Annotated in this window: 23 protein-coding genes and 1 tRNA gene; 8 read left to right on the forward strand and 16 right to left on the reverse strand. The window is 42.7% G+C overall.

What is annotated here, in order from left to right:
• Window positions 1–44: 44 nt before the first annotated feature.
• Window positions 45–1148: a glutamate 5-kinase gene (gene proB, locus BIW53_RS18030; protein ID WP_175442167.1), complete on the reverse strand. Its 1104-nt coding sequence runs from the start codon at window positions 1146–1148 to the stop codon at window positions 45–47.
• Window positions 1149–1360: 212 nt separating this feature from the next.
• On the opposite strand from proB, the gene BIW53_RS18035 reads away from it, so the two are divergent.
• On the forward strand, window positions 1361–1579 hold the full coding sequence (locus BIW53_RS18035; protein WP_070993401.1) for a hypothetical protein: 219 nt from the start codon (window positions 1361–1363) through the stop codon (window positions 1577–1579).
• Here the strand turns inward: BIW53_RS18035 and BIW53_RS18040 are convergent, their stop codons facing one another.
• Window positions 1580–2080, reverse strand: a complete 501-nt coding sequence (locus BIW53_RS18040; RefSeq protein ID WP_070993402.1) for a DUF1543 domain-containing protein — start codon at window positions 2078–2080, stop codon at window positions 1580–1582. It abuts the gene before it with no gap.
• A 107-nt stretch (window positions 2081–2187) separates the two neighbouring features.
• Between BIW53_RS18040 and BIW53_RS18045 the strand changes: the two genes are divergently transcribed.
• Window positions 2188–3828, forward strand: coding sequence for an amidohydrolase (locus tag BIW53_RS18045; protein ID WP_070993403.1), 1641 nt, complete (start codon window positions 2188–2190; stop codon window positions 3826–3828).
• 20 nt (window positions 3829–3848) lie between these two features.
• On the opposite strand, the gene BIW53_RS18050 is transcribed toward BIW53_RS18045, so the two are convergent.
• Entirely contained in the window at window positions 3849–4064 is a 216-nt protein-coding gene (locus tag BIW53_RS18050; protein WP_070993404.1) for a YgjV family protein, read from the reverse strand.
• A gap of 247 nt (window positions 4065–4311) precedes the next feature.
• Between BIW53_RS18050 and BIW53_RS18055 the strand changes: the two genes are divergently transcribed.
• A complete protein-coding gene (locus BIW53_RS18055; protein WP_070993405.1) occupies window positions 4312–4968 on the forward strand; it encodes a Crp/Fnr family transcriptional regulator in 657 nt (218 codons plus the stop codon).
• 44 nt (window positions 4969–5012) lie between these two features.
• On the opposite strand, the gene BIW53_RS18060 is transcribed toward BIW53_RS18055, so the two are convergent.
• The 3 genes from BIW53_RS18060 to BIW53_RS18070 form a co-directional block, all read right to left on the reverse strand.
• Window positions 5013–5573: a phosphoribosyltransferase gene (locus BIW53_RS18060; RefSeq protein WP_070985749.1), complete on the reverse strand. Its 561-nt coding sequence runs from the start codon at window positions 5571–5573 to the stop codon at window positions 5013–5015.
• A gap of 307 nt (window positions 5574–5880) precedes the next feature.
• Window positions 5881–6834: a hypothetical protein gene (locus tag BIW53_RS18065; protein WP_070993406.1), complete on the reverse strand. Its 954-nt coding sequence runs from the start codon at window positions 6832–6834 to the stop codon at window positions 5881–5883.
• A 376-nt stretch (window positions 6835–7210) separates the two neighbouring features.
• Window positions 7211–7295 (reverse strand) — tRNA-Leu (locus BIW53_RS18070).
• A gap of 270 nt (window positions 7296–7565) precedes the next feature.
• Here BIW53_RS18070 and BIW53_RS18075 point away from each other — a divergent pair.
• Window positions 7566–8063: an RDD family protein gene (locus BIW53_RS18075; RefSeq protein WP_070993407.1), complete on the forward strand. Its 498-nt coding sequence runs from the start codon at window positions 7566–7568 to the stop codon at window positions 8061–8063.
• Between the two features lie 38 nt (window positions 8064–8101).
• On the opposite strand, the gene lptG is transcribed toward BIW53_RS18075, so the two are convergent.
• Together lptG and lptF are read right to left on the reverse strand one after the other, a co-directional pair.
• On the reverse strand, window positions 8102–9169 hold the full coding sequence (gene lptG, locus BIW53_RS18080) for an LPS export ABC transporter permease LptG (protein ID WP_070993408.1): 1068 nt from the start codon (window positions 9167–9169) through the stop codon (window positions 8102–8104).
• Window positions 9166–10278 (reverse strand): LPS export ABC transporter permease LptF, encoded by a 1113-nt coding sequence (gene lptF / locus BIW53_RS18085; protein ID WP_070993409.1) that lies wholly within the window; start codon window positions 10276–10278, stop codon window positions 9166–9168. The genes lptG and lptF overlap by 4 nt, the downstream gene beginning before the upstream one ends.
• A gap of 197 nt (window positions 10279–10475) precedes the next feature.
• Between lptF and pepA the strand changes: the two genes are divergently transcribed.
• The 4 genes from pepA (at window position 10476) to BIW53_RS18105 (ending at window position 15967) form a co-directional block, all read left to right on the forward strand.
• A complete protein-coding gene (gene pepA / locus BIW53_RS18090; RefSeq protein WP_070993410.1) occupies window positions 10476–11984 on the forward strand; it encodes a leucyl aminopeptidase in 1509 nt (502 codons plus the stop codon).
• Window positions 11985–12098: 114 nt separating this feature from the next.
• A complete protein-coding gene (locus BIW53_RS18095) occupies window positions 12099–12545 on the forward strand; it encodes a DNA polymerase III subunit chi (RefSeq protein WP_070993411.1) in 447 nt (148 codons plus the stop codon).
• Window positions 12546–12568: 23 nt separating this feature from the next.
• Window positions 12569–15415: a valine--tRNA ligase gene (locus BIW53_RS18100; protein ID WP_070993412.1), complete on the forward strand. Its 2847-nt coding sequence runs from the start codon at window positions 12569–12571 to the stop codon at window positions 15413–15415.
• A 99-nt stretch (window positions 15416–15514) separates the two neighbouring features.
• Window positions 15515–15967, forward strand: coding sequence for a hypothetical protein (locus BIW53_RS18105; RefSeq protein ID WP_070993413.1), 453 nt, complete (start codon window positions 15515–15517; stop codon window positions 15965–15967).
• A 48-nt stretch (window positions 15968–16015) separates the two neighbouring features.
• Here the strand turns inward: BIW53_RS18105 and BIW53_RS18110 are convergent, their stop codons facing one another.
• The 8 genes from BIW53_RS18110 to ftsY all read right to left on the reverse strand — a co-directional run.
• Entirely contained in the window at window positions 16016–17281 is a 1266-nt protein-coding gene (locus tag BIW53_RS18110) for an outer membrane protein transport protein (RefSeq protein WP_070993414.1), read from the reverse strand.
• Between the two features lie 522 nt (window positions 17282–17803).
• Window positions 17804–19093 (reverse strand): HD-GYP domain-containing protein, encoded by a 1290-nt coding sequence (locus BIW53_RS18115; protein ID WP_070993415.1) that lies wholly within the window; start codon window positions 19091–19093, stop codon window positions 17804–17806.
• Window positions 19094–19282: 189 nt separating this feature from the next.
• Window positions 19283–19618: a ribonuclease E inhibitor RraB gene (gene rraB / locus BIW53_RS18120; protein ID WP_070993416.1), complete on the reverse strand. Its 336-nt coding sequence runs from the start codon at window positions 19616–19618 to the stop codon at window positions 19283–19285.
• A complete protein-coding gene (locus BIW53_RS18125) occupies window positions 19593–20330 on the reverse strand; it encodes a 1-acylglycerol-3-phosphate O-acyltransferase (RefSeq protein WP_070993417.1) in 738 nt (245 codons plus the stop codon). The genes rraB and BIW53_RS18125 overlap by 26 nt, the downstream gene beginning before the upstream one ends.
• 138 nt (window positions 20331–20468) lie before the next feature.
• A complete protein-coding gene (gene rpoH, locus BIW53_RS18130) occupies window positions 20469–21332 on the reverse strand; it encodes an RNA polymerase sigma factor RpoH (RefSeq protein WP_070993418.1) in 864 nt (287 codons plus the stop codon).
• Window positions 21333–21609: 277 nt separating this feature from the next.
• Window positions 21610–22596: a permease-like cell division protein FtsX gene (ftsX, locus tag BIW53_RS18135; protein ID WP_070993419.1), complete on the reverse strand. Its 987-nt coding sequence runs from the start codon at window positions 22594–22596 to the stop codon at window positions 21610–21612.
• A complete protein-coding gene (gene ftsE / locus BIW53_RS18140; protein ID WP_070993420.1) occupies window positions 22593–23270 on the reverse strand; it encodes a cell division ATP-binding protein FtsE in 678 nt (225 codons plus the stop codon). The genes ftsX and ftsE overlap by 4 nt, the downstream gene beginning before the upstream one ends.
• A gap of 67 nt (window positions 23271–23337) precedes the next feature.
• Window positions 23338–24340 (reverse strand): signal recognition particle-docking protein FtsY (gene ftsY / locus BIW53_RS21145; RefSeq protein WP_245699474.1); only part of this gene is annotated, 1003 nt, incomplete at its 5' end.

The following is a 24340-nucleotide window of genomic DNA, read 5'->3' on the forward strand; positions in this document are numbered from 1 at the left end:
CTTAGCGTAACCTGCTAATTTTGCATGTGATTAACAATACTCTTTTACAGTAAAACCATGTCATCTCGATGGATCACCACACTAGATGCTTTGTATCCTAGTGCCGATGCGATATCTAAGCTATGACAACCTTTAATGGTATCTAGCTCTCGCTCTGAAAACCCACATAACCCTTTTGCTACCGCTTGCCCTTGGGTGTTAGTAACGGTGATTAAATCACCTCGCACAAAACTACCCGACACTCCCACCACGCCTTTGGCCAATAAACTCGCCCCTTGTTGTGCAATGGCAAGGCAGGCACCGTTGTCAATAATCACTGAACCTGTAGATTTAGGCGCAGACAGTAACCACTTTTTGCGCCCTTCAACCGGCGCATCAAAACGCATAAAAGTCGTACTTAACGCTTCTTTGCTCATGATTTTCAGAATGATATCTGTTTCACTACCTTTAGCTATCACGGTCTCTATGCCCGCACGTTGGGCGATATCAGCTGCTTGCAACTTCGTTGCCATTCCACCAGTACCAAGTGATGTGCCACTGTCACCAGCCAAGGCTCTAAGTTCATCATCAATTCTATGTACTTGTGAAATCAATTCAGCCTGTGGATTGGTACGCGGATCCGCAGTAAACAAACCAACTTGATCGGTTAACAGTACCAGTTTGTTGGCGTTGGCTAAAATAGCCACCATCGCAGATAAGTTGTCGTTGTCACCTACTTTAATTTCAGTGGTTGCAACAGCATCATTTTCATTGATGATAGGGATGACTTGATGCCTTAATAATTGCGTCAGTGTATCTCTGGCTGTTAAATAACGCTCTCTATGCTCTACATCTGCGCGGGTTAACAACATTTGCGCTACGGGAATATCATAAAGCGCAAACAGAGTTTGCCATAAGTGAATTAATTGCCCCTGACCAATGGCTGCCAGCATTTGCTTCTCAGAGATAGAATCTCCGACACTCTGAGTAAGCTGAGAACGACCAGCAGCTACCGCACCACTTGATACTAATACGATTTGATGGCCTTGGCGCTTGAGTGCTGCACATTGTCGAACCAGTTCCACCATACGCGGTTTATTTAGGTGAATATCACCTGCTGTAAGTACACTAGTTCCTAACTTTATGACAATTGTTTGCTGCCCCATAATCCCAGTCTCAGAAATAAAAAAATCAGTTATATCAGAGCGGCGCCAAGGCACAAGCAAATTTTGTTCATAAAGACATAAAGTGCTAAGATCGCGCGCTAATGACAGTAGCTCCCCTACTGAGAAGTGCATGCTCAGTCATTGGAGAACATCATGATCAATGTCAATAAAGTGAATTGGCTGCACTGTCATAGTGGCTATTTGGAGAATTAACAATGAAAACACACTCGAAACGTAAAGAGCTCATCATGTTGCCACTGCTACTGATCACCATAGTGTTATGCATAGGCGGTCACTACATTTTACAGCCAAACTACCAAGACAGCTCTGTTGCAGAATACGCACTTGCTGCCCTACCATTCTTAATGTTTGCGGTAGTACTCGTAGCAATCAAGCTCGCGGTTAAGGCAGACAGGCAAGAAGACAAATCGTAATTATAAGATGTGGTAGCCAAACCAATCCGGCGTAATAGGTTTACTTTTCCCACTCGGGGTAAGGGCAATAAAGTACTGTTGATCAACTAAATCTATCGCAAAACAATCATCCACATCATGTAAGTTATCTTTATGTAGGTGACTCATACCACCGAGTAAAGTCGCTTTAGCTTTTTCTTTCGCTTCACGTTCGCTGTGTGCCACAAACAAAGCAAATGCATGTTGCTCTGCCAAAGACTCTGGAACATAGGCGCCCATATTCACAAAGTACAATTTTTGACTTTGCGTTGGCTGCTCAGTCACAAGGCTAACTTCATAGCCGTCAACATGCTCAATAGCAGTATATGAATCCATATGGACCGCCGATTTTTCTCCAACCCACTGTGCTTTTAGTTTTTGATAGCAGTCTTCAATTTTCTCACCAACCACAAAACGTATATCGTGCATTTCTATATGACAACCCGCAACGCGACCGCCTAAGTAAACCATATATAACTTCATACAAGTCCCTTATTTTAGAACGAAAACCAATAATATCATTATTTTGAGTCAGAGCTTAATCTAAGCTAAGGTGGTTACAAAAATAACAATCGACATGGACCAACTATATGAAACTTTTAGCAAGCCTATGTATTTTGCTTTGTAGCCTGATGGTACAAGCCAAAACAACTATGCTCCACAATGTCCACGGTTATACCCCGACACAAGAAGGAAAGCTTGAGTCATTTTCGGTATTGGTATTTAAAGATGGAAAAGTCATCAAAACAGGAGATGACAAAACCCTAAAGCAGTTTCCAAATGCGGTTCGAATAGACGGTAAAGGAAAAACGCTAATACCGGGGCTCATAGATGCACACGGCCATATTATCGGTCTTGGTAATAATCTGATGCGGCTCGATGTGCGAGGTAGCCAATCCATCTCTGAAGTGGGTGAACGACTCACCGAGTATGCTAAACAAGCACCCAAGGGTTGGATCTTAGGTCGAGGCTGGGATCAAACGCTGTGGCCTGAAAAAGAGTTTCCAACCGCTGCTGATCTAGACCGTTATGTCAAAGATAGGCCTGTCGTACTCACTCGTGTGGATGGCCACGCCATTTGGGCAAATACTAAAGCAATGCAACTTGCAGGTATCAACGAGCAAAGTCAAACACCTGCGGGGGGGGAGATCTTACGACTGGCTAATAATCAGCCCAGTGGTGTATTCATCGACAAAGCAGAACAATTGATCAATACACATATTCCTCCACTGAGTGACGAGCAAAGACAACTGGCATTGAATAAAGCCGGAGAGCATTTGCTAAGCCTTGGGATCACCTCTGCCCATGATGCAGGTATCGACTATGAAACATGGCAGCTTTATCAACAGCGTGCTCAACAGCACACCCTGCCAATTCGTATCTACGCTATGCTCAGTGCCGCCGAGCAGCATTTAGCAAAAATGTTAGAGCATGGCGTCATCAAAGAAAAAGATGATTTTCTGTCAATTCGGAGTGTGAAAATATATGCCGATGGGGCTTTAGGGAGCCGTGGAGCGGCATTACTTGACGACTACCATGACAGAAAAGGCTATCAAGGCCTGATGCTGGAAACTCAAAATCAACTTGAAGCATTAATGAAGCAAAGCTTTTCCAGTGGCTACAGCGCACATACCCATGCGATTGGTGACCGTGCAAACCGCATCGTATTAGATAGTTATGAAAAGTTATTTAAACAGGTTGGCGGTAAACTACTGCGTAATCGCATCGAACATGCACAAATTGTTCACCCTGATGACATTCCACGCTTTAAAACGCTCGCTATTATCCCTTCAATGCAACCTATTCACGCCACCTCAGACATGCATATGGCTGAGCAACGCTTGGATGAGCATCAGTTGCGTGGCGCTTATGCGTGGCAAACATTCTTAAAACAAGGTAGTAAAATAGCGGCAGGATCGGATTTTCCAGTTGAACTTGCCAACCCATTTCATGGCCTCCATGCAGCTGTCTCTCGCATGTCAGGCAACGATCAACCCGAAGGTGGATGGCGTGCCGAAGAGCGTCTAAATAGAGAGCAAGCGCTACGCGCCTTTACACTTGACGCAGCTTATGCAGCATTTCAAGAATATAAACTAGGTAGCTTGGAACAAGGAAAATGGGCAGACTTTATCATACTGGATCAAGATTATTTTAACATTCCAGTGTCACAAATAGACGATATTCAGGTCAAACAAACTTGGCTTGCTGGCAATCTGGTTTACCAAAATTAAGCTGAGACAATGACATCGGGCTAGCAAGCCCGATGTAGCTTATACAAGTGATATAAATTTACTAAAGCAAGTAAGCCATTTGTAAAAGCAACAGGCCATGCTTCAATCATCACACCATAAATAGTAAAACATACGCATCCAGTTAGGTTGAACCAACGTAATTTAACCACATTACTCATCATTAACGAGATAACCAAAAAAACAGAGGCAATATAGCCTAAATATTCCCAAGTCATTTGTTCTCTCCGGTCAGTTGAGTTAGCATAGTGGGTCGCGTAGTAACAATGTGTGTAAGATTAAGCCTAGAAGAAAAAAGCTAACCCACAAACCCCTTTGAATTAGTACCCTAGTAAGCTCTAACACGGGATGGGGGCTAAACGAGGAAAACCTCAATAGCAGGTGTGAGTTAGCGTAAAAGCAATGTCTTCATGCTATCTTTATTCAATATTAATAAATAGGACAAATGTCCGAAGAGCCATCTAGATGTTTCAATATCATTTTTCAACGAACTTAGTGGAACAATTGCTTAGCTTTGCGGGCAACGCTTTTGTACACAATAAAAAAGACGTATTAATCCATCAAGACGAACCTTTAACTAAGCTCATTTTAGTCAGAAGCGGTACCGTATCGTTTAGCTATGATGTGGGCAATGGCCGTCGTCTGCTGCTTGGGCAATTGGATTGTAATAATACGCTGATCGGTGAAATTGAAGCTCTAAACAACCAACCATGTATCTATACGGTAACTTGTTTAAGCGATGTGCAATACAACCTTATTGAGCTTAAACATTGGCGCCAACTGTTACTGGATCAACCCGAGTTAAGTTTATACACCGCACAAACAATCGCGGCCAAGTTTGCAGAGAACCAAAAAATCAACCTCGACAAACTACTGCTTCCTCTTAGCTATAACATTGCTAAAGACTGTTTGTTACGCGCAGAAAACAATAACCCCACATTGCTTCGTGCTTATCCAACCGTTAATGCCGAAGCTGAACGCTTTGCCACTACGGAACGCGCCTATCGGCGTGTGGTGACTGAATTAGTGGATAAAGGTTTAATTGTTAGAAGTAGTGAAGGCTTAAAACCAGTAGATTTGGACGCTTTGGAAGAGTTCGTGGATAGCTTTGCACAAATTTAATGGCTCGCCGAATGGCTGGCCTTTTAGACCAGCCCACCTCAAACTTATTTAAACAAATCTTGAATATTGCTTAAGTCTGATTTGCCTTCAATGATTTCATCTGGTGTCAAACCTGAAAGCTCATGTGGAAACACCAACCACTCATCCGACTCATGAATAAAGTAATCAGGTTTCATTGGCACCTTAGTATTTTTTGGCTTGTAGTATGGACAAGCAACACGAATATCTTTTGGCAAGTTCAGGCGCATCAACTCTGCCAGTTTCTCTTTCAGCGCATAGATGCTGCGACCCGAATCAAAAACATCATCCACAATTAACAATGAATCACCCGCATTGGCATTTTCGATGATGTAATGTAGACCATGCACTTTAATCTCTTTTGACTGCTTGCCAATACCATAATACGACGATGTACGTACCGCGATATGATCGGTTTCTATGCCTTTGTAATCGTAGTACTCCTGTACTGCTATGCCTATGGGTGCACCACCACGCCAAATACCAATAATAAAATCAGGACGAAACCCATCTTCATAGACTTGCGCCGCAACGCGAAATGAATCTTCCAATAGTTGCTGTGCGGTGATATAGCACTTATCTGACATACAAAAAACCCCGTGAGAACCAAATAATATCGTGTGTTATCTGCTGCGAGCCAGTTACCTTAAGGGTAGTTAACGCAGCTTAAGTAATAACCGCTTATTTTAGCGCAGTTGAATAGAAAATGCTTGTGTATTAATGTAGGGGGTATAAATGAAGACTTAAATGGGTAGCGTGAAAGGTGTCAGCAATCACAGAGTTGCGCACATTTTTACACTCAAAATGTTTTGAAGGAGAGACCACGATAATCTGCTCCTTCGGTTTCTTTTATTTAGCGCATTGACTACTTAAACTGCACTAGGGTTAGAGCGCTTAAAGCTCTCTACAAACTTGCCAAAATACACCACTGCTGTTTGGGTTGAAGTCAACAACACTAATTGTGTTGTCTGAAAGCTTCTTCATTGCACCACCAGCAGCTGAAATTAGTGCGTACTCGCCATCATAGTTAGAATCTTTGATAATCCAGCGAGTCCAAGCTTGGCTAAAGTCAGTTTGCTGTAAGGGTTGAGCAACCACTTTGCCATTTTTCGACACCAACACTTCACCATATGCATTGTATAGGGCAAACTGACCATCATTATCGGAATCTTTTAAAGTCCAGTTGTCACCGCTACCCATTCTAGTGTAGACAGCACTACCACTTGCGTCGATTGCGAGACCACTCTCAAGTTCATAAAAATTAAGCGTTGTATACTTTGTACCGTATAGTGTTCCAGTTGCACACTTTCTTGGGCTTTCATAAGTTACTTCTATTCTATAACCCGCTGCAATGTAGTTTCTGCAAACCTCTGGATTCGTGTTATTGCATCGTACCGTAGCGCCGGTATCAATATCCGAGAAAAGATTCATTTGCATACCATGCAGATCTTTCCCTACTAGCTCTGGAACAGAGTTATGTATACCAGAAATTGATTCTATAGATGAGCCTGCTGTACCGTTCGCGTAGGGGCCGATAATCTGATGACTTTGGCCGTCGGCTTGTAATATTAAATTGTAATAACCTCTGGGAAAACCATTTGTCAAAATCTCTTTGTTAAGCGCATAGTGTGTATGAACTTTCACGTTTTCGATGTAACTTCCCTCGGGCACATTGGCACACGACTCGGTATACTTTGAGCGGATGTGATCCGTCATAAAATTACCATTTTTGAAACTGATCGCCACATCATCTTCAAGAGAGAACCTATCAATTACACATGTTCCCGCATTTGCGACTCCCACTTGGGCTAAAGAAGTTAATGCAAATAACGCCACTAGTTTTTTCATTTTTATCCCTATATGAACAATTAAAATTCCCTAAAAGAATAACAGTCCCCTTAAACTTCAACAACAAAAATCTCACAAAAACACAAGCATAAATATATGAATATATTCATATATTAATAAAAACTAACATATAAACCTTAGCTCAAATACAGTTAAAGAATAACAAAAAGCCAACTTATAGCCACATTTTTGCAACTTTACCTAGCGCTGGCGCCTCATATTAAAAATGGAAAAACAAGAAGGCATGTAGAAAATACGTAATAGAAGTGGTGATATCGAATAACGACCGCGAGATTACGACTACTGAGTGAATAAGTAATCAACCTGAATTACAGGCATAAAAAAACCCCAACCAAACGGCTGGGGTCATAAAAAGTGGTACCAGTGGGCGGACTTGAACCGCCACGCCCGAAGGCAACGGATTTTGAATCCGTCATGTCTACCAATTCCATCACACTGGCATAATTTTTCTTTCATCTTCTAAAACAAGAGAAAATAAAGAAAAACCACTTTGAGCTTAGGCTTTGTTTATATTGCCCTCGTCTCTATGCTTTGCATTATACAAACATCGTTTAACTCGGCAAGTAGTTTTTTTAGTTACCTAGGTTAACTGCTTGGTTTTCGTACAAAGCGGATAGAAAATTACCATTTATAATGATTTCGCCATTACTCTCGCCTTTGTGTAAAATACACCACAATTAATTGTGTTTGATTTAACTAAGAGTCTGCCCATGTCTGAGTTTCCCAAAGCTGGTTTTTTTCGTCGACTAGCATCTTTGATTTATGATGGTTTGGTAGTGATCGCATTTGCGATGCTAACAACGGTTGTTTACTTACTCATTGTTCAAGCGTTTATATCGGCCGATTTACTATCCTTAGGAGAACACCCTGATGTGTCGGCATATATTCAAGCATCTCCTTTGCTATATGGGATTAGAGCTGCGCTTTTGATCCTTGTCAGTGTGTTATTTTTTGCTTATTTTTGGACTAAAAGCGGACAGACAATTGGTATGAGGGCTTGGCGTTTACGTGTACAAACACATTCAGGTGAGCTTCTGCCTTGGTCTGTGGCGATATTGCGTAGTCTATTTGCCTTATGTGGATTAGGAAACTTACTGGTATTAGTGGATTTTAAACATAAGCGCGCTCTACAGGATCTAATTTGTAAAACGCAGGTAGTGGTGTTGAGTAAAGAAGAAAATAAAAAGGTGTATAACAGCCTAGACTAGTAGCATACAGCCCAAAGTCCGCTCTGGGCTGTTAATCTCTACTGCTGACGTTTCAATAGATAACTGGCGATACCAATAAATAATACACTTGGCATCATCGCTCCCATCACAGCAGGCACATCATAAACCATCACGATAGGTCCAAAGATCTCATTGCTCAAATGAAACGCTAACCCAGTCACTACTCCCATAATTATTCTCGCCCCCATGCTCACAGAGCGTAATGGACCAAAAATAAATGACAGCGCAACCAGTAGCATCACCGCAATAGTCAATGGTTGCATAACCTTACGCCACAGGGCTAAATCGTAACTGCTGGTGTCTTGATCGTTTTGTTCTAAATACGACAAATAGGACCATATCCCCCTGAACGACAATGACTCTGGATCAATAGACACAACATCAAGCTTTTCTGCTGTTAATTGTGAATTGTATATTTGTGATTCACGATAGTATGTATTGATCTTATCTTCGCTGATGGTTACTTCTTCAATACCGCTAAATATCCAACCTTGAGGCACACTTCGTCCACGCTCGACGCGCATGACTTTCACTAATTCTAGGGCATCATTGAAATAGTAAATATTAACGTCTTTCAAATCCCCCGACTGCTCAATATTGCCGATATTAATGAAATTATTGCCATCTTTGGCCCACACCCCTTTTTGCGCATTGAACACCTCGCCACCGAAAATGGCGTTGTTTCGCAACTGTTTAGCAGCCTTTTCGGCTTGAGGAACGCCCCACTCTCCCAGCGCCATCATACATAGCGCCAAGACAATGGCTGTTTTCATTACCGAACCAATAATTTGCAAGCGCGACATACCCGCGGCCTGCATTACTACCAGTTCACTACTTGAGGCCAAAGCCCCCAACCCGGTTAAGCCGCCTATCAACGCCGCCATTGGGAAAAACACCACAATATCTCCGGGCATACTGTAAACGGTGTACAGCATTGCATCGAGCATATCGTAGCTGCCACGGCCAACTGATTTTAGCTGCTCAATGTATTTAATAAGTGTATTTATGCCAACGAACACCAACAAGGCAAATCCCGTGGTTTGCAAAATACTGCGACCCAAATACCAATCTAATGTTTTCATCATGCAACTGACGCTCGCTTAGTTAAGATTGAGCGTACCCAAACGCCAAATGGACGCCCTTTTGCAATTAAATAAGCGCCGATAAATAACACACTTAAATGGATCCACCACAAGCCTACCGCCGCTGGAATTTTACCTTCGGCTACTAAAAACTTACCTGCGTTGAGTAAAATAAAATACCCAAGATATAAACTAATTGCGGGCACCAGTTTAGCGAACTTACCTTGTCGCGGATTGACCACACTCAACGGCACAGCCAATAAGGTGAGCAATATAATTGAGATAGGTACCGACAAACGCAATTGAAACTGCGCTGCGGCTTGCGGTGTATCCATTTCCAACAGCTGTAGTGTTGGAATCGCTTCAAGCTTACGACGCTGATGTTCGATAACTTGTTCGCGTATTTGTACCTGATAGCTCGCGAATTCAGTCTTGTTCAAAGCCTGACTCAGACCATCTGTTTCATAGCGCTTACCATCGTTAAGTACTAGCTGTTGCTCACCACTTTCTTGTTCCAACACTCGCCCTTTTTGTGCATAAACGATACGAGCGGCTTGATTAGAATCTTTATTCGGTAGCTGAGCGACAAATACTTTATCCAACTCTTTGCCCTGTTCGACAATGTTATGAACAAACACCACCGCTTTTTCATTACCTGTTTGTTGAAATCGTCCCGCTCTTAGCGTTGACAATCCCGATTCAGCTTCGGCCTGTTCTTTAAGTTGATATTCTTTTTCCGATGCCCAAGGCGAGATGTAAAGACTCACCACCCCAGCTAAAATTGCAAAACACACGCTTGAAACTAACGTTACCCTTACAACATACCACTCACTGACGCCACAGGCCCTGAGTACAGTCATTTCACTATCGGCATATACTCTGCTGTAAGCCAAAATAATTCCTAGAAACAAACTCAAAGGTAAAATGTAGACCGCCAATTGGGGTAGCTTGAGCATTAATACTGAAGCCACTAATTTTGCTGGAAGGTCGCCGTCTGATGCGTCACTTAAGATCCGAACAAACTTTTGTGACAGGAAAATCGTCATCAACGTGAGAAACACGGCGATCTGCGATTTTAATACCTCAGCAGTTAAATAACGAAAAATTAGCAATGTTTGCCCCTATAAAACTTCGTGTTTCACTGGAATAGTGGGAGATTTTGAGTAAACTGGTTATTTTAGTCAGTTTATTATATGCCATCAAATTAAATTATCATACCAACACGCCAGAGATAATCGCGCATTTATGGTATGGATAATAACATTGGCATAAAGTTCAAAAAGACATAACTTTAGACTCAGGAGTCGCAATGGAATTCAGCGTAAAAAGTGGTAGCCCAGAGAAACAGCGTAGCGCCTGCATCGTCGTTGGTGTGTATGAGCCTCGCCGTTTATCTCCAATCGGTGAACAGCTGGATAAAATCAGTGATGGTTACATCTCAAATTTATTGCGCCGTGGTGACTTAGAAGGCAAACCCGGACAAGTATTATTATTGCATCATGTACCAAACGTGCTCAGTGAGCGAGTATTATTAGTCGGCTGTGGTAAAGAGCGAGAGCTGGACGACAAGCAATATAAACAAATTATTTCAAAAACAATCAACACATTAAATGATACGGGCTCAATGGAAGCGGTATGCTTTCTTACCGAGCAACATGTCAAGGGGCGCGACACATATTGGAAAGTACGCCAAGCTGTTGAAACAACTCAAGACTGTTTATACACCTTCAACCAACTTAAAAGCAAAAAGGTCGATCCAAGGCGCCCATTACGTAAAATAGTTTTCAACGTACCTACAAGACGAGAGCTCACTATCGGAGAAGCCGCCATAGAGCATGGTTTGGCTATCGCCTCGGGTGCTAAGCTATGTAAAGACGTCGCGAATATGCCGCCAAATATCTGCAACCCAAGTTATTTAGGAGAGCAGGCCAAATCTCTCGAAGAATTTGCTAACGTCTCTGTGAATTTAGTTGGCGAGCAAGAAATGGAAGAGCTAGGTATGCACTCTTATCTAGCCGTTGGCCGTGGTAGTGCAAATGAATCTATGATGTCGGTTATCCACTATAATGGTGGCGCTGAAGATCAGGCGCCAATCGTATTTGTTGGTAAAGGTCTAACATTCGACTCGGGCGGTATTTCGCTAAAACCCGGCGAAGGTATGGACGAAATGAAATATGACATGGGCGGTGCTGCTGGCGTATTGGGCTTAATGAGAGCGCTAGTTGAAATGCAACTGCCTATCAATGTTATCGGCGTACTCGCTGGCTGTGAAAATATGCCAGGGTCAAATGCTTATCGCCCCGGAGATATTCTTACCACCATGTCAGGTCAAACGGTTGAAGTGCTGAACACAGATGCTGAAGGTCGCTTGGTTTTATGTGATGCACTCACTTATGTAGAAGCATTTGAGCCGGAAGCGGTGATTGATGTGGCAACATTAACTGGCGCTTGCATAGTCGCCTTAGGTGCTCATGCAACTGGCTTATTGTCGACTCACAACCCTCTTGCCCATGACCTGTTAAAAGCTGGCGAGCAAAGTGGTGATCGCGCATGGCAGCTACCGTTATGGGATGATTATCAAGAGCAACTAGAAAGCCCTTTTGCTGATTTCACTAACTTAGGAGGCCGTGCTGCAGGCACAATTACTGCGGCTTGCTTCTTGTCTAAGTTTACCAAAAAGTATAACTGGGCACATTTAGACATCGCAGGTACCGCTTGGCGCAGTGGCAAAAACAAAGGTGCAACTGGCAGACCAGTCCCAATGTTAATGCAATACTTACTCAACCGAGTGAATGCCACCGACATACAGCAAGATTAACCCTACCGCAGCGATTGATGGTATGGGGTTTCTGTGTCAAAATGCGGCTTTATTTTGAACGCTGAGTTTTGCCTGTAGAAATACAGAATAACCGCCCATAATGAAGTCGATGCCATGACCATCAATGCACGCTTTTATGTGTTAAAGCATGATAATGAGCCGGACACTAACCTACCGGCTCATTTTGATCTAGCCGCTCGAGCGGCAGCCAAGCAATATAGAGCGGGTCAACGCATATTTATTTACGTTGATTCAGTGGAAGATGCCCATGCGATCGATGAGCACTTATGGTGTTTTGAAGCCGACAGCTTTGTGCCTCACAATCTACAAGGGGAAGGTCCAAAAGGGGGCGCCCCTGTTGAGATTGGGCAAACACCTCCAGTAGGACGTCGTACTGTGTTGATCAATCTGGCAACAAAGTTACCCGACTTTATTCGTCGCTTTGCTCAGGTATATGATTTTGTACCGGCCGAACCACAAGCTACGCAAGCGGCACGAGAACGGTTTAAGCACTTACGTCAACTTGGCGCCAGTATTTCAACCAAAGAAATTGAAAATTAAAGTATTTATTAAGGTTCTGTGAAATGGATAAAACCTATAATCCACAAGATATAGAACAGTCTTTATACCAAGACTGGGAAGAAAATGGCTATTTCAAGCCATCAGGTAAAGGCGATGCATATTCTATCATGATCCCGCCGCCCAATGTCACAGGTAGCCTACATATGGGACATGCCTTCCAAGATACCATCATGGATACTTTGACTCGCTACAAGCGTATGCAAGGTAACAATACTTTATGGCAAGTAGGCACCGACCACGCTGGTATAGCAACACAAATGGTAGTAGAGCGTAAACTCGCTGCTGAAGAAGGTAAAACACGCCATGATTTAGGCCGTGACGCCTTTATCGACAAGATCTGGCAGTGGAAAGATCAATCTGGTGGCACCATCACAAAACAGCTTCGCCGCTTAGGCGCATCAGTTGATTGGGACCGTGAACGCTTTACTATGGATGAAGGTCTTTCTGAAGCGGTGAAAGAAGTTTTTGTCCGTCTACACAAAGAAGATCTTATCTACCGTGGTAAACGTTTAGTTAACTGGGATCCTAAGCTGCACACTGCTATCTCAGACCTTGAAGTTGAAAATAAAGACAAACAAGGCCACATGTGGAATCTACGCTATCCGCTTGCGGATGGTGTTAAAACACTTGATGGTAAAGATTACATTGTTGTTGCCACGACTCGCCCAGAAACTATGCTAGGAGACACGGGCGTTGCTGTAAACCCAGAAGATGAACGCTACAAAAACTTAATTGGTAAAGAAATTCTCTTACCAATCGTTAATCGCCGAATCCCTATCGTTGCAGATGAACACGCTGATATGGAAAAAGGTACAGGCTGTGTGAAAATAACGCCGGCCCATGACTTCAATGATAACGAAGTTGGTAAACGTCATCAGTTACCAATGATCAATGTATTTAACAAAGACGCGGCAATATTGGCAACTGGCGAAACATATACTTTCGATGGTAAAGAGCTCGAATTAGACGCACCTATCCCTGAGCGTTTCCAAGGTTTAGACCGTTTTGATGCGCGTAAATTGGTTGTTGATGAATTTGAACAAGCAGGGTTACTTGAGAAGATTGATGACCACAGCCTGACCGTCCCTTACGGTGACCGCTCGGGCGTAGTTATCGAGCCATTACTTACTGATCAGTGGTATGTTCGTGTTGCACCGCTGGCCAAAGTTGCAACCGAAGCTGTTGAAAACGGTGAGATCCAATTCGTTCCAAAACAGTACGAAAACATGTATTTCTCTTGGATGCGCGACGTTCAAGACTGGTGTATTTCTCGCCAGCTTTGGTGGGGGCACCGTATCCCAGCATGGTACGACGAACAAGGTAATGTGTTTGTGGGCCGTGATGAAACAGAAGTACGCCGCGAGAACAATATCGCTGATGACGTACAGCTTACGCAAGATGAAGATGTTCTTGATACTTGGTTCTCATCGGCACTGTGGACTTTCTCAACACAAGGGTGGCCACAAAACACCGACGATTTACGTGTATTCCACCCTTCAGATACACTAGTTACGGGTTTTGATATCATTTTCTTCTGGGTGGCACGTATGATCATGATGACCATGCATTTCATCAAAGATGAGAATGGCAAACCACAAGTTCCATTCAAAACTGTTTATGTCACAGGCCTAATCCGTGATGAAAACGGCGATAAAATGTCTAAATCTAAAGGTAACGTGCTTGACCCACTCGATATGATCGATGGTATCGACTTGGAGAGCCTAGTTGAAAAACGTACCGGCAACATGATGCAGCCTCAACTTGCTAAAAAGATTGAAAAGAATACTCGTAAAACATTTGCAGATGGAATTGAACCTCACGGTACCGATGCATTGCGATTTACTCTTGCTGCCATGGCTTCAACAGGCCGTGATATTAACTGGGATATGAACCGCTTAGAAGGTTATCGTAACTTCTGTAACAAGCTTTGGAACGCCAGTCGCTATGTATTAATGAATACAGAAGAGCAAGACTGTGGCTTCAATGACGCAGAAAAAGTTTATTCTCTGGCTGATCGCTGGATTTTAGGACAGTTCCAAAATACCGTTAAAACGTTTACAGAGCACCTTGATAACTATCGTTTTGACCTTGCTGCTAATACTATCTACGAATTCACATGGAACCAATTCTGTGATTGGTACCTAGAGCTGACTAAACCTATTCTGTTCAAAGGTACTGACGTACAGCAACGTGGTACTCGCCACACGCTGATCACAGTACTAGAAGGCTTGCTGCGTCTAATGCACCCATTAATGCCTTACATCACAGAAACAATCTGGCGTCGTGTTGCACCTCTAGCTGGTATTGAAGCTAAAACTATCATGTTAGAGCGCTTCCCTGTTTTTGATCAAAGTCAGGTTGATGAAACGGCTATGGCAGATCTTGAGTGGGTGAAACAGTTTATTCTGGCAATCCGAAACATCCGTGGTGAGATGGATATTAGTCCAAACAAACCGCTGAATGTATTGCTAGCAAAAGCAAGCGAGCAGGACTTACGTCGCCTAGAAGATAACCAAGCGTTCTTAAGCTCGTTAGCAAAGTTGGAAGCATTCACTGTGCTTGAAAATGCCAATGAAGCACCAGCCTCAGCGACCGCATTTATCGGCAACTTAGAAATCCTAATCCCAATGGCTGGTCTAATTGATGTTGATGCTGAACTTGCACGTATCGCAAAGCAACTTGAGAAGGCAGAAAAAGGCCTAGAGCAAGTTGAGAAAAAACTTGCTAATGAGAAGTTTGTTAATAACGCGCCTGAAGCAGTATTAGCAAAAGAGAAAGAAAAGTTAGCAGAATTCTCGGATGCAAAAGCCAAGTTGCTAGAGCAAAAAGCGAAGATCGAAAGTCTGTAAAACTATTTGCAGAGATTTGAAACGCGGGCATTGCCCGCGTTTTTGTTTCTATAAAAGGAAAACATTGCTAACATATCTTTTTTCAATAGGATTGTTTCAATGAATACATATGCTCGCCAAGCTCTAATGGCATTATTACTGTGTGTATCATCTAATACACTTGCACAAAATAGCGAAAATAACTGGACACTCGGAGTTGGTCTGTTTGAATACGGTGGACATTTTGGTGCCAAATATCAAACACAGCTGAGCGGCAACCACTTTGTGTCTGGTTCCTTCGGGATCATTGGCTATTCACTTGGGTACGAATTTAAAGTGAATGAAAAACTCAGCCTTGGTGCAACGCTAGGCCAACAAGTTGGTTATGCTGAAGACGGTTACTTTGTCACAAAGTTAAATTATCATTTTAGTGGTTTTGATAACTCAGGCTTTGTCATAGGTGCTAGCCTAGGTGTTAAAGAGGATGATGGTGATTGCTTGGTGCTGTGTCCACGAGAAGATGGGAATGGGCTTGAAAGTGCAGCAGGTATTCATCTTGGCTACAAATTCTAAGGCTCAGGGTAGGACAATGCGTGCCCTACCCTAGCACGGGCGCCTGACTTAAAAGCCCATGTTATATTGAACACCCACAACTGCCGCATGGCCTTTAGATTCAAAGCCCCACGCCTGTCCTAAGTTATCAGTTTCTACAAAGTTCTGTGTTTTACCACGTAAAATACTGACCCCAAAATCAACTGAGCTGGTTTGTGAAATTTGATACTCAGCGCCAAATGAATACCAAAATCTGTCCGTATCAGGAATCGAAATTGACATATGGTACTGATCTGCAGGTGACTCATCATACGCAATACCTAAGCGCAGTTTTAGCGATTCATCATACTGATGCTCTGCACCAATCGAGTAGCGCAAAGAGTTTGAGAAGTTCTCATCTTTGCTAAATACCACACCACGTCCGTCTACTTGTGCTTCAAGCTTTTTAAAGCTATTCCAAGCAGTCCACAATACACTGTAATGAAGTGCACTTTTTTCACTTACTTGATGGCTACCCGAAAACTCAGCAATAGCCGGTAAGGTTAATTCTAATGAGCCAGGTAGCGACGCTCCCGCTGTGCCATAAAAAGGTGCTCCGCCCGGAAGCTGGTTGCTAAACTCACCGTCAAATACAATCTCAGTTTCACTGCGATAGTTAAAACCAAAGCGGCTATTCTCATCTAACTGATAGCTTAAGCCTAAATTCCAACCATAACCCTGATCATCACCCTCTAAGTGCACTGCTTGTGTTTGCGCAGGAACTGGTAGCATTGATGCACCGAAATGACGAACAACCTTTGCATCTGCATATACATGACTAATACCGAATGCCAACGACAGTTCAGAAGATACCTTGTAAGCAGCACTCACATTGGTATTCACGGTAACAATTTCAGTTTCACCCGCTAACTGACCCGCCGCATAGTCCGAGGCAAACTCGGTTGCTAAGCCAAATTGCGAGTAAACTCCCACACCCACAAACCAATCTTGTGTAATTGGTTGCAAATAGTAAGCTGCTGGCACTATTGCGCTTGGCGCGATACTGCTCTCATCTAACAGAGCTGCATTCATCCCATTATTTGTAGAGGTTCCTTTAAGGCTAACATCAGGTTCGACAAACATCGCGGCGACCGTTAATTGCGCGCTATCAAACTGACTCATTAACGCTGGATTACGCGCTACCACCGATGCATCATCAGCCACAGAGGCTTCACCAGCGTAGGCACGACCTAAGCCTGATACACTCTGTTCAGCCAATTGAAATGCAGCAGCAAAAGCCCCAGAAGAAACACACATCAAACTTGATGCTAATACCGTTTTTTTAAATAAAGACATTTATGAATCCCACGTGTACATTCTCATTTTTAAAACGCTGACACACTACCTAAATCTCAGAAAAAAAGCTGCATTTTCGAGATAATACTCTAATCAAACGAACAAATTTACATCAAAGTTTATTTTTTATTCACTTCAGCTTTTATTTAGCTCATTAAATGATATTGATTACTATTTGCATTGACGTGTTTTGTTAAATTATTTACACTGATATCTGTACTGTCAATTAAGGAACTAAGGATATGCTGCTACTGATACTGTGTGCGCTGATCTTTTCGGGGTTAAGTGTTTATTGCTGGTGTAAAGCAACATATTGCGCATGTCACCACGCTGAAGAGTGTAATAATGCCATCACACTATATTGGCTTGGATGTATAGCTTTGGCAATGTGCTCATTGATGTTTTGCTACCTTGCTCTGCATAGCAACAAAGGAACTATGTTATGGTTAGTATTAACTACGAGTTGTTTAATTGGCGCAACGTTGTGTCGCAAATTATCAAAACGAAAGCGCTGTGATGCGACTAAGCTAGGAGGTGATCTTTTAACAAACGAGATAAGTTGATTTGGTAGTCTAACGGCCTGATACTAGCGATGACTTTAATATCGTGATCAGGTGCACTTAAGTCCAGCTCTTTGGCAGTAATATGGTGCATATGTTTTGTGTTGTAAAAAACTCTAACTTTTGGCGATGTAGGCGCATGTTGATTACCTTCCAAAACTAAAGCCAAGCGTTCATTGGTAAGTTTTACAATTGAGCCCACAGGGTGAACACCTAAACACTTGATAAAACGTTGGACCAACTCAGGGTCAAATTGTTCTTTATTAGATAGTAGGTACCTAAGTGCATGCACAGGCTCCTCACCCTGTTGATAGGGTCGCTCCGATGTCATCGCATCATAAACATCAACAATAGCCATCATGCGTGCAGCTTTACTTATTTTGTCACCATTCAAACCGCGCGGATATCCTGAACCATCAGCCCGTTCATGATGATTCACTATCATATCCATAATGAGTGGTGTGATCCCTTGCTCTCCTTTAACCAGTCCCAAAGAATGTACCACATGCTTTTTAACCGCTTTAAACTCGTTCTCGCTCAATTTGTCGCGTTTATTGACTAAGCCTTGTGGAAGACGCGCATGACCCACATCATGTAGCATTGCGCCCATCGCCAGTTGCTCAATCGTCGGCTGCTTAACGCCCAAATACTTTGCAAACACACTGATCAAAATGGCGCAGTTAATCATATGACGCCAGTTATAACCTTCTCTATCTTGTAATCGTGTCAATATGGCCATCGCATTGCTATTGCGCAATACTGATTCAACAATCTCTTTACTGATTTGATTGATTAAGCTAACGTCAGCTTTCATGCCTGAGGTAATGTCACCGTATAGAACTTGTATCTTACGGTTATGCATCTCAAATGCCTGACTTGCTATCAAGAATTCTTTTTCAAGAGAACTAGTGTCACCGTCTTGCTCTTGTTTTTTACGTGTGCGTGTTCGTGATTCGTCTTGTTGTTGCCCTCTGCGCCTTCTTCTTTGCTTTGCATCTATAAACTCAGACTCAGGTGCATTACGTTCTGGTGTTTCTTCGCTTACCTGATACTTTTGCGGAATAGCAATCTCACTTAGAGCAAAGTCAATATTCAGCTCTAAAACACCTTCATCCAGCAAGCGGCTAATAATCCCGTGATCACGAACTAAACCACGTGATTTGATTTTAACACCCGCGTCAGCGCGCTGCTTGTGAACACTATCCACAAACATGCCTGGTTTGAGTTCCGAAATCGGGAGCGTGACTCGCATAACTGGATTCAATCAAGTAAAGACAACTAGTACGATTAATAGCACTTTTCAGTATAAAGAGTCTATATTTCATTCGTTAAATAATAATTAACTATTAGAATATGACTAGTAAAAGGCGGTAAAACAGAGGTTTTTCAGGTGCCATGAGTGTTTGGCACCTCTTTAGATTAGAACAGCTTATAAAGTCACTTACTCTTGAAAATAAGTTCCCCAGCCATCATATTCAACATTATGTTCCTGAGCGAGTGCGACCAACTTATCTACATCTTCCATGATCACGTCAGCGTCTAGTTCTACTTCAACAACGATATCAAATCCCCAGATTTTACTGCCATCTTCTAACTCAAGTTCCGCTGGGTCTTCCACATCATAGCCCAGTCTAAATGCAGCCAACGCAGCATTTTCTAATTTTTTGAAGTCTTCACACACAAAATGATGCTCTACTTCGTACAACTTATCAGTCGCGGAGCCATCTTCTAAAAGCGAATCAACTATGTCTTCACTTATTTCGCGCCAGTTTTCCATTATTCTCTCTCACTTTGTCATCAAGCAAGGCAATACGCTGTGCCATTAATGCATGTACTGCCTGAGCATGTTCACGAGCGCTGATTTGTTTATCTAAATAAACCGGCGCTAAAATATCGATATAGATTGTACCATTGTCCCAGCGGTTTAGCTTAATACTATTGTGTGTACTGTTCATGCAAACTGGAACAATCGGTACCTGAGCATTTAATGCCGTGTGGAATGCACCGGTTTTAAACGGTAACAAACCTCGCCCATAACTTCGCGTTCCTTCAGGAAACATCCAAAGTGATAGGCCTTTGCGTTTTATCTTAGCAGCTGATTTACCCAAAGTACCAACAGCCTTAGAACGGTTACCACGATTGATAAGAATATTGCCAGATAACCAATACAGTTGGCCGAAGAATGGGATCCACTTTAAACTTTTTTTGCCCATACTAACTGTTTTTTCTGGAACCACGGCAGGTAAAGTAAAGAGGTCATAGTTATTTTGATGGTTGGCTACATACACCGCAGGCCCTATATTTACACTATCAGGGTGGTGTGACACGACCAGCTTAACGCCTATCACCTTTGACATTTTGCCAAACCAGCTAGCTATAGTGTGTACATTATTGGGATGAAATGGACGAACGATGCATAGTAATAGCCCCAGTATACAGCTAAAAATAATAAACAACGCCATCGCTGCGATACGTAATACTGCCAACAAAATTGTGTCTCCTCATTTTCGAAGGCGCATTATAATCAAAATAGCGAACACTTGTAAGCTCAAATATCCGATTACTTTATCCACAAAAACAAAAAAAGCCGCTAACATGTAGCGGCCTTTTTAAAATTCAATAATTTATCAACTCATTGCAAGTTGTAACTTCTTCATCGCTGATTTTTCTAGCTGACGCACACGCTCGGCTGATACATTATATTTCTCAGCGAGGTCCTGCAATGTAGCTTTTTCATCAGCTAACCAACGTGCGCTTACAATATCTTGAGAGCGTTCATCCAAGGTTTTAAGTGCTGAAAACAAACGATTCTCAGATTGCTCCTGCCACTGTTCTTGCTCGACTACTTCAGCTAAATCACTGTTTGCATCCGTTAGATACTGAACAGGTGAATAGCTGCTTGCTGGAGAATCATCATTGTCATCTTGAGTCAAGTCAAAACCCATGTCTTGACCACTCATACGAGATTCCATTTCGCGGACTTCTTTTTCACTAACACCCAGCTCATTAGCAACTGTTGTCACTTCATCTTGGTTAAACCAACCTAGACGCTTCTTGTTCTTACGAAGATTAAAAAATAACTTACGTTGCGCTTTGGTCGTAGCAACTTTCACTATGCGCCAGTTTTTGAGCACATACTCATGAATTTCTGCTTTGATCCAATGCACCGCAAATGAAACAAGTCTTACGCCAACTTCAGGATTAAAACGTTTAACAGCCTTCATCAGACCTATGTTACCTTCTTGGATAAGGTCTGCTTGAGGCAGGCCATAACCCGCGTAGCTTTTTGCAATGTGGGCAACAAAGCGAAGGTGAGAAACGATAAGCTTTTTAGCAGCTTCCAGATCACCTTCTTGTTGAAGGCGAGTGGCCAACACTTTTTCTTGCTCAGCATCAAGCATAGGGATGGCGCTCACAGTTTGTAAGTAACCGTCTAAGCTTGCGCTTTGTTGTCCAGCTGTTAGTGCTAATGCATATATATCTTTACTCATTTTTCACCTCAGTGATAAATATTTCAGTCCATTTTAGCACTCTTTGAGTCAGAGTGCTAATGCGTATATAATACTTTTTCCAAAGAAAATGCAAGTATTTTATTTCTTCTTTTTTAAGAACAACTAAACAATTGATTTAGGTGGGATAAAATATTATTGCTAGAGCAGCTGTTCGGCTTGCTTAACGGCAGCGTAACCCGTTTTTATGAATTAATTATGACAAAACACAAGCACTTAAACGACACTAAACGAGCGCTCAAGTGCTTCTTTTAGCGGTCTATACCTTGTCAGGTTCGATATCTTTAATGTAACGATGTACGGACAAAAATGACCCACCAAAGCCTAACATGACTGCCAATAATAGTAGCGTCAGCAACTCATTACCATTAAGCCCTTGCAGAACAAATGAGCTTTGGTACACACCTGCCACCATGGAAACTGCTGATTCTAGCCACCATAGCATCATAGCGACACTCATAAAAGCAACGAGACCACCTACTATGCCGTACCATACCCCTGTCCATATAAATGGTGTATGAATAAAGGTGTTGGTTGCTCCAACAAGTTTGAGCACTTGGATCTCTTCTTTCTTATCCATAATAGATAATCGTATGGTATTGCCAATAATTAAGATCACCGCGCTGAGTAACAGCAGAGCGATTGTTACAACACTTTCTTTGAGTAGACTCAACAGCGCGTTTAGACGCTCTAACCACTCTATATCCAGTTTGCCAAACTCTACTTCCCTTTCATCTTCTAATTTATCTAACAATTGCTGCGCGGCTTGTGGCTTGCGATAACGGCTGGTTGGTGTAACCAGAACCACATTAGGCAGTGGATTCTCCTCAAGGTAGTCCAGTGCCTGACCAAACCCTGACACTCGCTTAAACTCTTCCAGCGCCTTCGATTTGGAGATCAGCTTGACGCCTTCGACCTCTGGATATAGTGCTAACCGTTTAACTAAGGTCTGAGTTTGCTGCTCCGTCATGGAATCTTTAACAAACAAAGAAATTTCAGCGGCATCACTGAAGCCACTGCTGACCTGTTGCACGTTTTTAACAACAATATACAAAGTTGCGGGTAGAGTAAGGCTTAATCCTAGTACCAAAATAGTCATTAATGAAGCCATGGGTGTGCGCCACATTTCGCCTAGTGAATTAACTCCTTGGCGAAATACCGTCAACACAAAGAAGTAGCACCCCATGATCCAAGACTTATGCAGACTGCTAGTTTGCGCCTCACGGCCTTTGAAAAGTAAACTCATAGCTGTCCCTCCATCAATGGATCTTGACTTAAACGACCATGATTCAAGGTCAAACTACGATATTTCATGCGTGCTATAAGACCTAAATCGTGGGTAGCGATAAGTACCGCTGTACCATGGCGGTTAAAGTCTTCGAATAAGCGCAGTATTTCCATCGATAGCTCAGGGTCTAAGTTACCTGTCGGTTCGTCTGCAAGAAGTAATGGAGGAGAATTTACGATAGCACGGGCAATTCCTACACGCTGCTGCTCCCCGCCTGACAATGTACTTGGCTGACATCTTACTTTATCCAACAGCCCGACCTTGTCTAATGCTGCATGAACCCGCTTAGCGATATGTTTATGATGCATCCCCTCTATGACCAGTGGCAACGCAACATTGTCAAATACATTGTAGCGCTCTAGCAAACGGTGATTTTGAAAAATGATGCCTATATCTCTGCGTACAAACGGGATCTGACGATTACTTACCCCGTTTAAATCGACACCATTAATAAATACACGCCCAGCTGAAGGCCGCTCCATAACGCTGATCAATTTCAATAAGGTACTCTTACCCGCACCACTGTGGCCAGTCAAAAAAGCCAATTCACCATTGCCTAGCTCAAAACTGACTTTTTCCAAAGCTCGATGACCACCTGGGTACGTTTTACTGACTTGGTCAAATTTGATCATGTTAGGCCTGCTTATAATTGTGTTTTAGACCAAAGAAAGGGAGCCCTTTGTCTCCCCATTTCTTACTTTATGCTTCATCGTTGCTAAATAATGCGTCAATAAAGTCATCACTTTTAAATGTACGTAAATCGTCAATCCCTTCGCCCACACCGATATAACGAATTGGCACCTGAAACTTATCTGCAACAGCGAAAATAACGCCACCCTTTGCTGTACCATCTAGCTTAGTCAAAGCAATACCGGTTAGACCGACAGCCTGATTGAATAGGTTAACTTGGCTAATTGCATTTTGACCTGTTCCTGCATCGATTGTCAGCATTACTTCATGTGGCGCATCAGGGTCTAGTTTCTTCATAACGCGAGCGATTTTCTCCAACTCTTGCATCAAGTTGTCTTTGTTTTGCAATCGGCCTGCGGTATCAGCTATCAACACATCGATGTTACGAGCTTGTGCAGCTTGAAATGCATCAAATACCACTGAAGCACTATCAGCGCCCGTGTGCTGTGCAACCACTGGAATATCATTACGCTCCCCCCATACCTGCAACTGCTCCACAGCAGCCGCACGGAAAGTGTCACCAGCTGCCAACATAACTGACTTACCTTGCTGTTGAAACTGCTTGGCCATCTTACCTATGGTTGTGGTTTTACCTACCCCATTTACCCCTACCATCAGAATTACAAATGGTTTTTTATCCTTAGGGATATCTAGTGGTTGTTCAGCTTCTTTGAGCATTTCAGCCATTTCTTGCTTCATTAATTCATAAAGCGCATCACCATCTTTTAACTGCTTACGGTCAGCTGCATCTGTCAGGCTATCGATTAACTTCATAGTAGTATCGACGCCTAGATCAGCCGTTAATAACTGCGTTTCAAGTTCTTCGAATAGCTCATCATCAATCTTTTTGCCCTTGAAGATCGATGCAATGCCTGAGCCTAGATTTACTTTGGTTTTAAGTAACCCTTTTTTCAACCTTGAAAAGAAACCTTCTTTCTTTGGCTTCTCTTCTGCTGCTAGACGTTGACGCTCAGCCTCTTCTGCAGCGGCTTTCTCAGCTTGTTCTTTCGCC

The sequence above is a fragment of the Pseudoalteromonas byunsanensis genome (genome assembly GCF_001854475.1).
Lineage (GTDB): Bacteria > Pseudomonadota > Gammaproteobacteria > Enterobacterales > Alteromonadaceae > Pseudoalteromonas > Pseudoalteromonas byunsanensis.

Coding starts and splice junctions, on each gene's coding strand:
- rraB (WP_070993416.1), bottom strand. CDS start 19,618: ATGGAAAACTGGCGCGAAATAAGTGAAGACATAGTTGATTCGCTTTTA.
- ftsX (WP_070993419.1), bottom strand. CDS start 22,596: ATGAGTTTACTTTTCAAAGGCCGTGAGGCGCAAACTAGCAGTCTGCAT.
- BIW53_RS18110 (WP_070993414.1), bottom strand. CDS start 17,281: ATGTCTTTATTTAAAAAAACGGTATTAGCATCAAGTTTGATGTGTGTT.
- BIW53_RS18035 (WP_070993401.1), top strand. CDS start 1,361: ATGAAAACACACTCGAAACGTAAAGAGCTCATCATGTTGCCACTGCTA.
- BIW53_RS18065 (WP_070993406.1), bottom strand. CDS start 6,834: ATGAAAAAACTAGTGGCGTTATTTGCATTAACTTCTTTAGCCCAAGTG.
- rpoH (WP_070993418.1), bottom strand. CDS start 21,332: ATGAGTAAAGATATATATGCATTAGCACTAACAGCTGGACAACAAAGC.
- BIW53_RS18055 (WP_070993405.1), top strand. CDS start 4,312: ATGTTTCAATATCATTTTTCAACGAACTTAGTGGAACAATTGCTTAGC.
- BIW53_RS18045 (WP_070993403.1), top strand. CDS start 2,188: ATGAAACTTTTAGCAAGCCTATGTATTTTGCTTTGTAGCCTGATGGTA.
- BIW53_RS18105 (WP_070993413.1), top strand. CDS start 15,515: ATGAATACATATGCTCGCCAAGCTCTAATGGCATTATTACTGTGTGTA.
- BIW53_RS18115 (WP_070993415.1), bottom strand. CDS start 19,093: ATGCGAGTCACGCTCCCGATTTCGGAACTCAAACCAGGCATGTTTGTG.
- BIW53_RS18100 (WP_070993412.1), top strand. CDS start 12,569: ATGGATAAAACCTATAATCCACAAGATATAGAACAGTCTTTATACCAA.
- BIW53_RS18095 (WP_070993411.1), top strand. CDS start 12,099: ATGACCATCAATGCACGCTTTTATGTGTTAAAGCATGATAATGAGCCG.
- BIW53_RS18040 (WP_070993402.1), bottom strand. CDS start 2,080: ATGAAGTTATATATGGTTTACTTAGGCGGTCGCGTTGCGGGTTGTCAT.
- ftsE (WP_070993420.1), bottom strand. CDS start 23,270: ATGATCAAATTTGACCAAGTCAGTAAAACGTACCCAGGTGGTCATCGA.
- BIW53_RS18050 (WP_070993404.1), bottom strand. CDS start 4,064: ATGACTTGGGAATATTTAGGCTATATTGCCTCTGTTTTTTTGGTTATC.
- lptG (WP_070993408.1), bottom strand. CDS start 9,169: ATGATGAAAACATTAGATTGGTATTTGGGTCGCAGTATTTTGCAAACC.
- pepA (WP_070993410.1), top strand. CDS start 10,476: ATGGAATTCAGCGTAAAAAGTGGTAGCCCAGAGAAACAGCGTAGCGCC.
- BIW53_RS18060 (WP_070985749.1), bottom strand. CDS start 5,573: ATGTCAGATAAGTGCTATATCACCGCACAGCAACTATTGGAAGATTCA.
- BIW53_RS18075 (WP_070993407.1), top strand. CDS start 7,566: ATGTCTGAGTTTCCCAAAGCTGGTTTTTTTCGTCGACTAGCATCTTTG.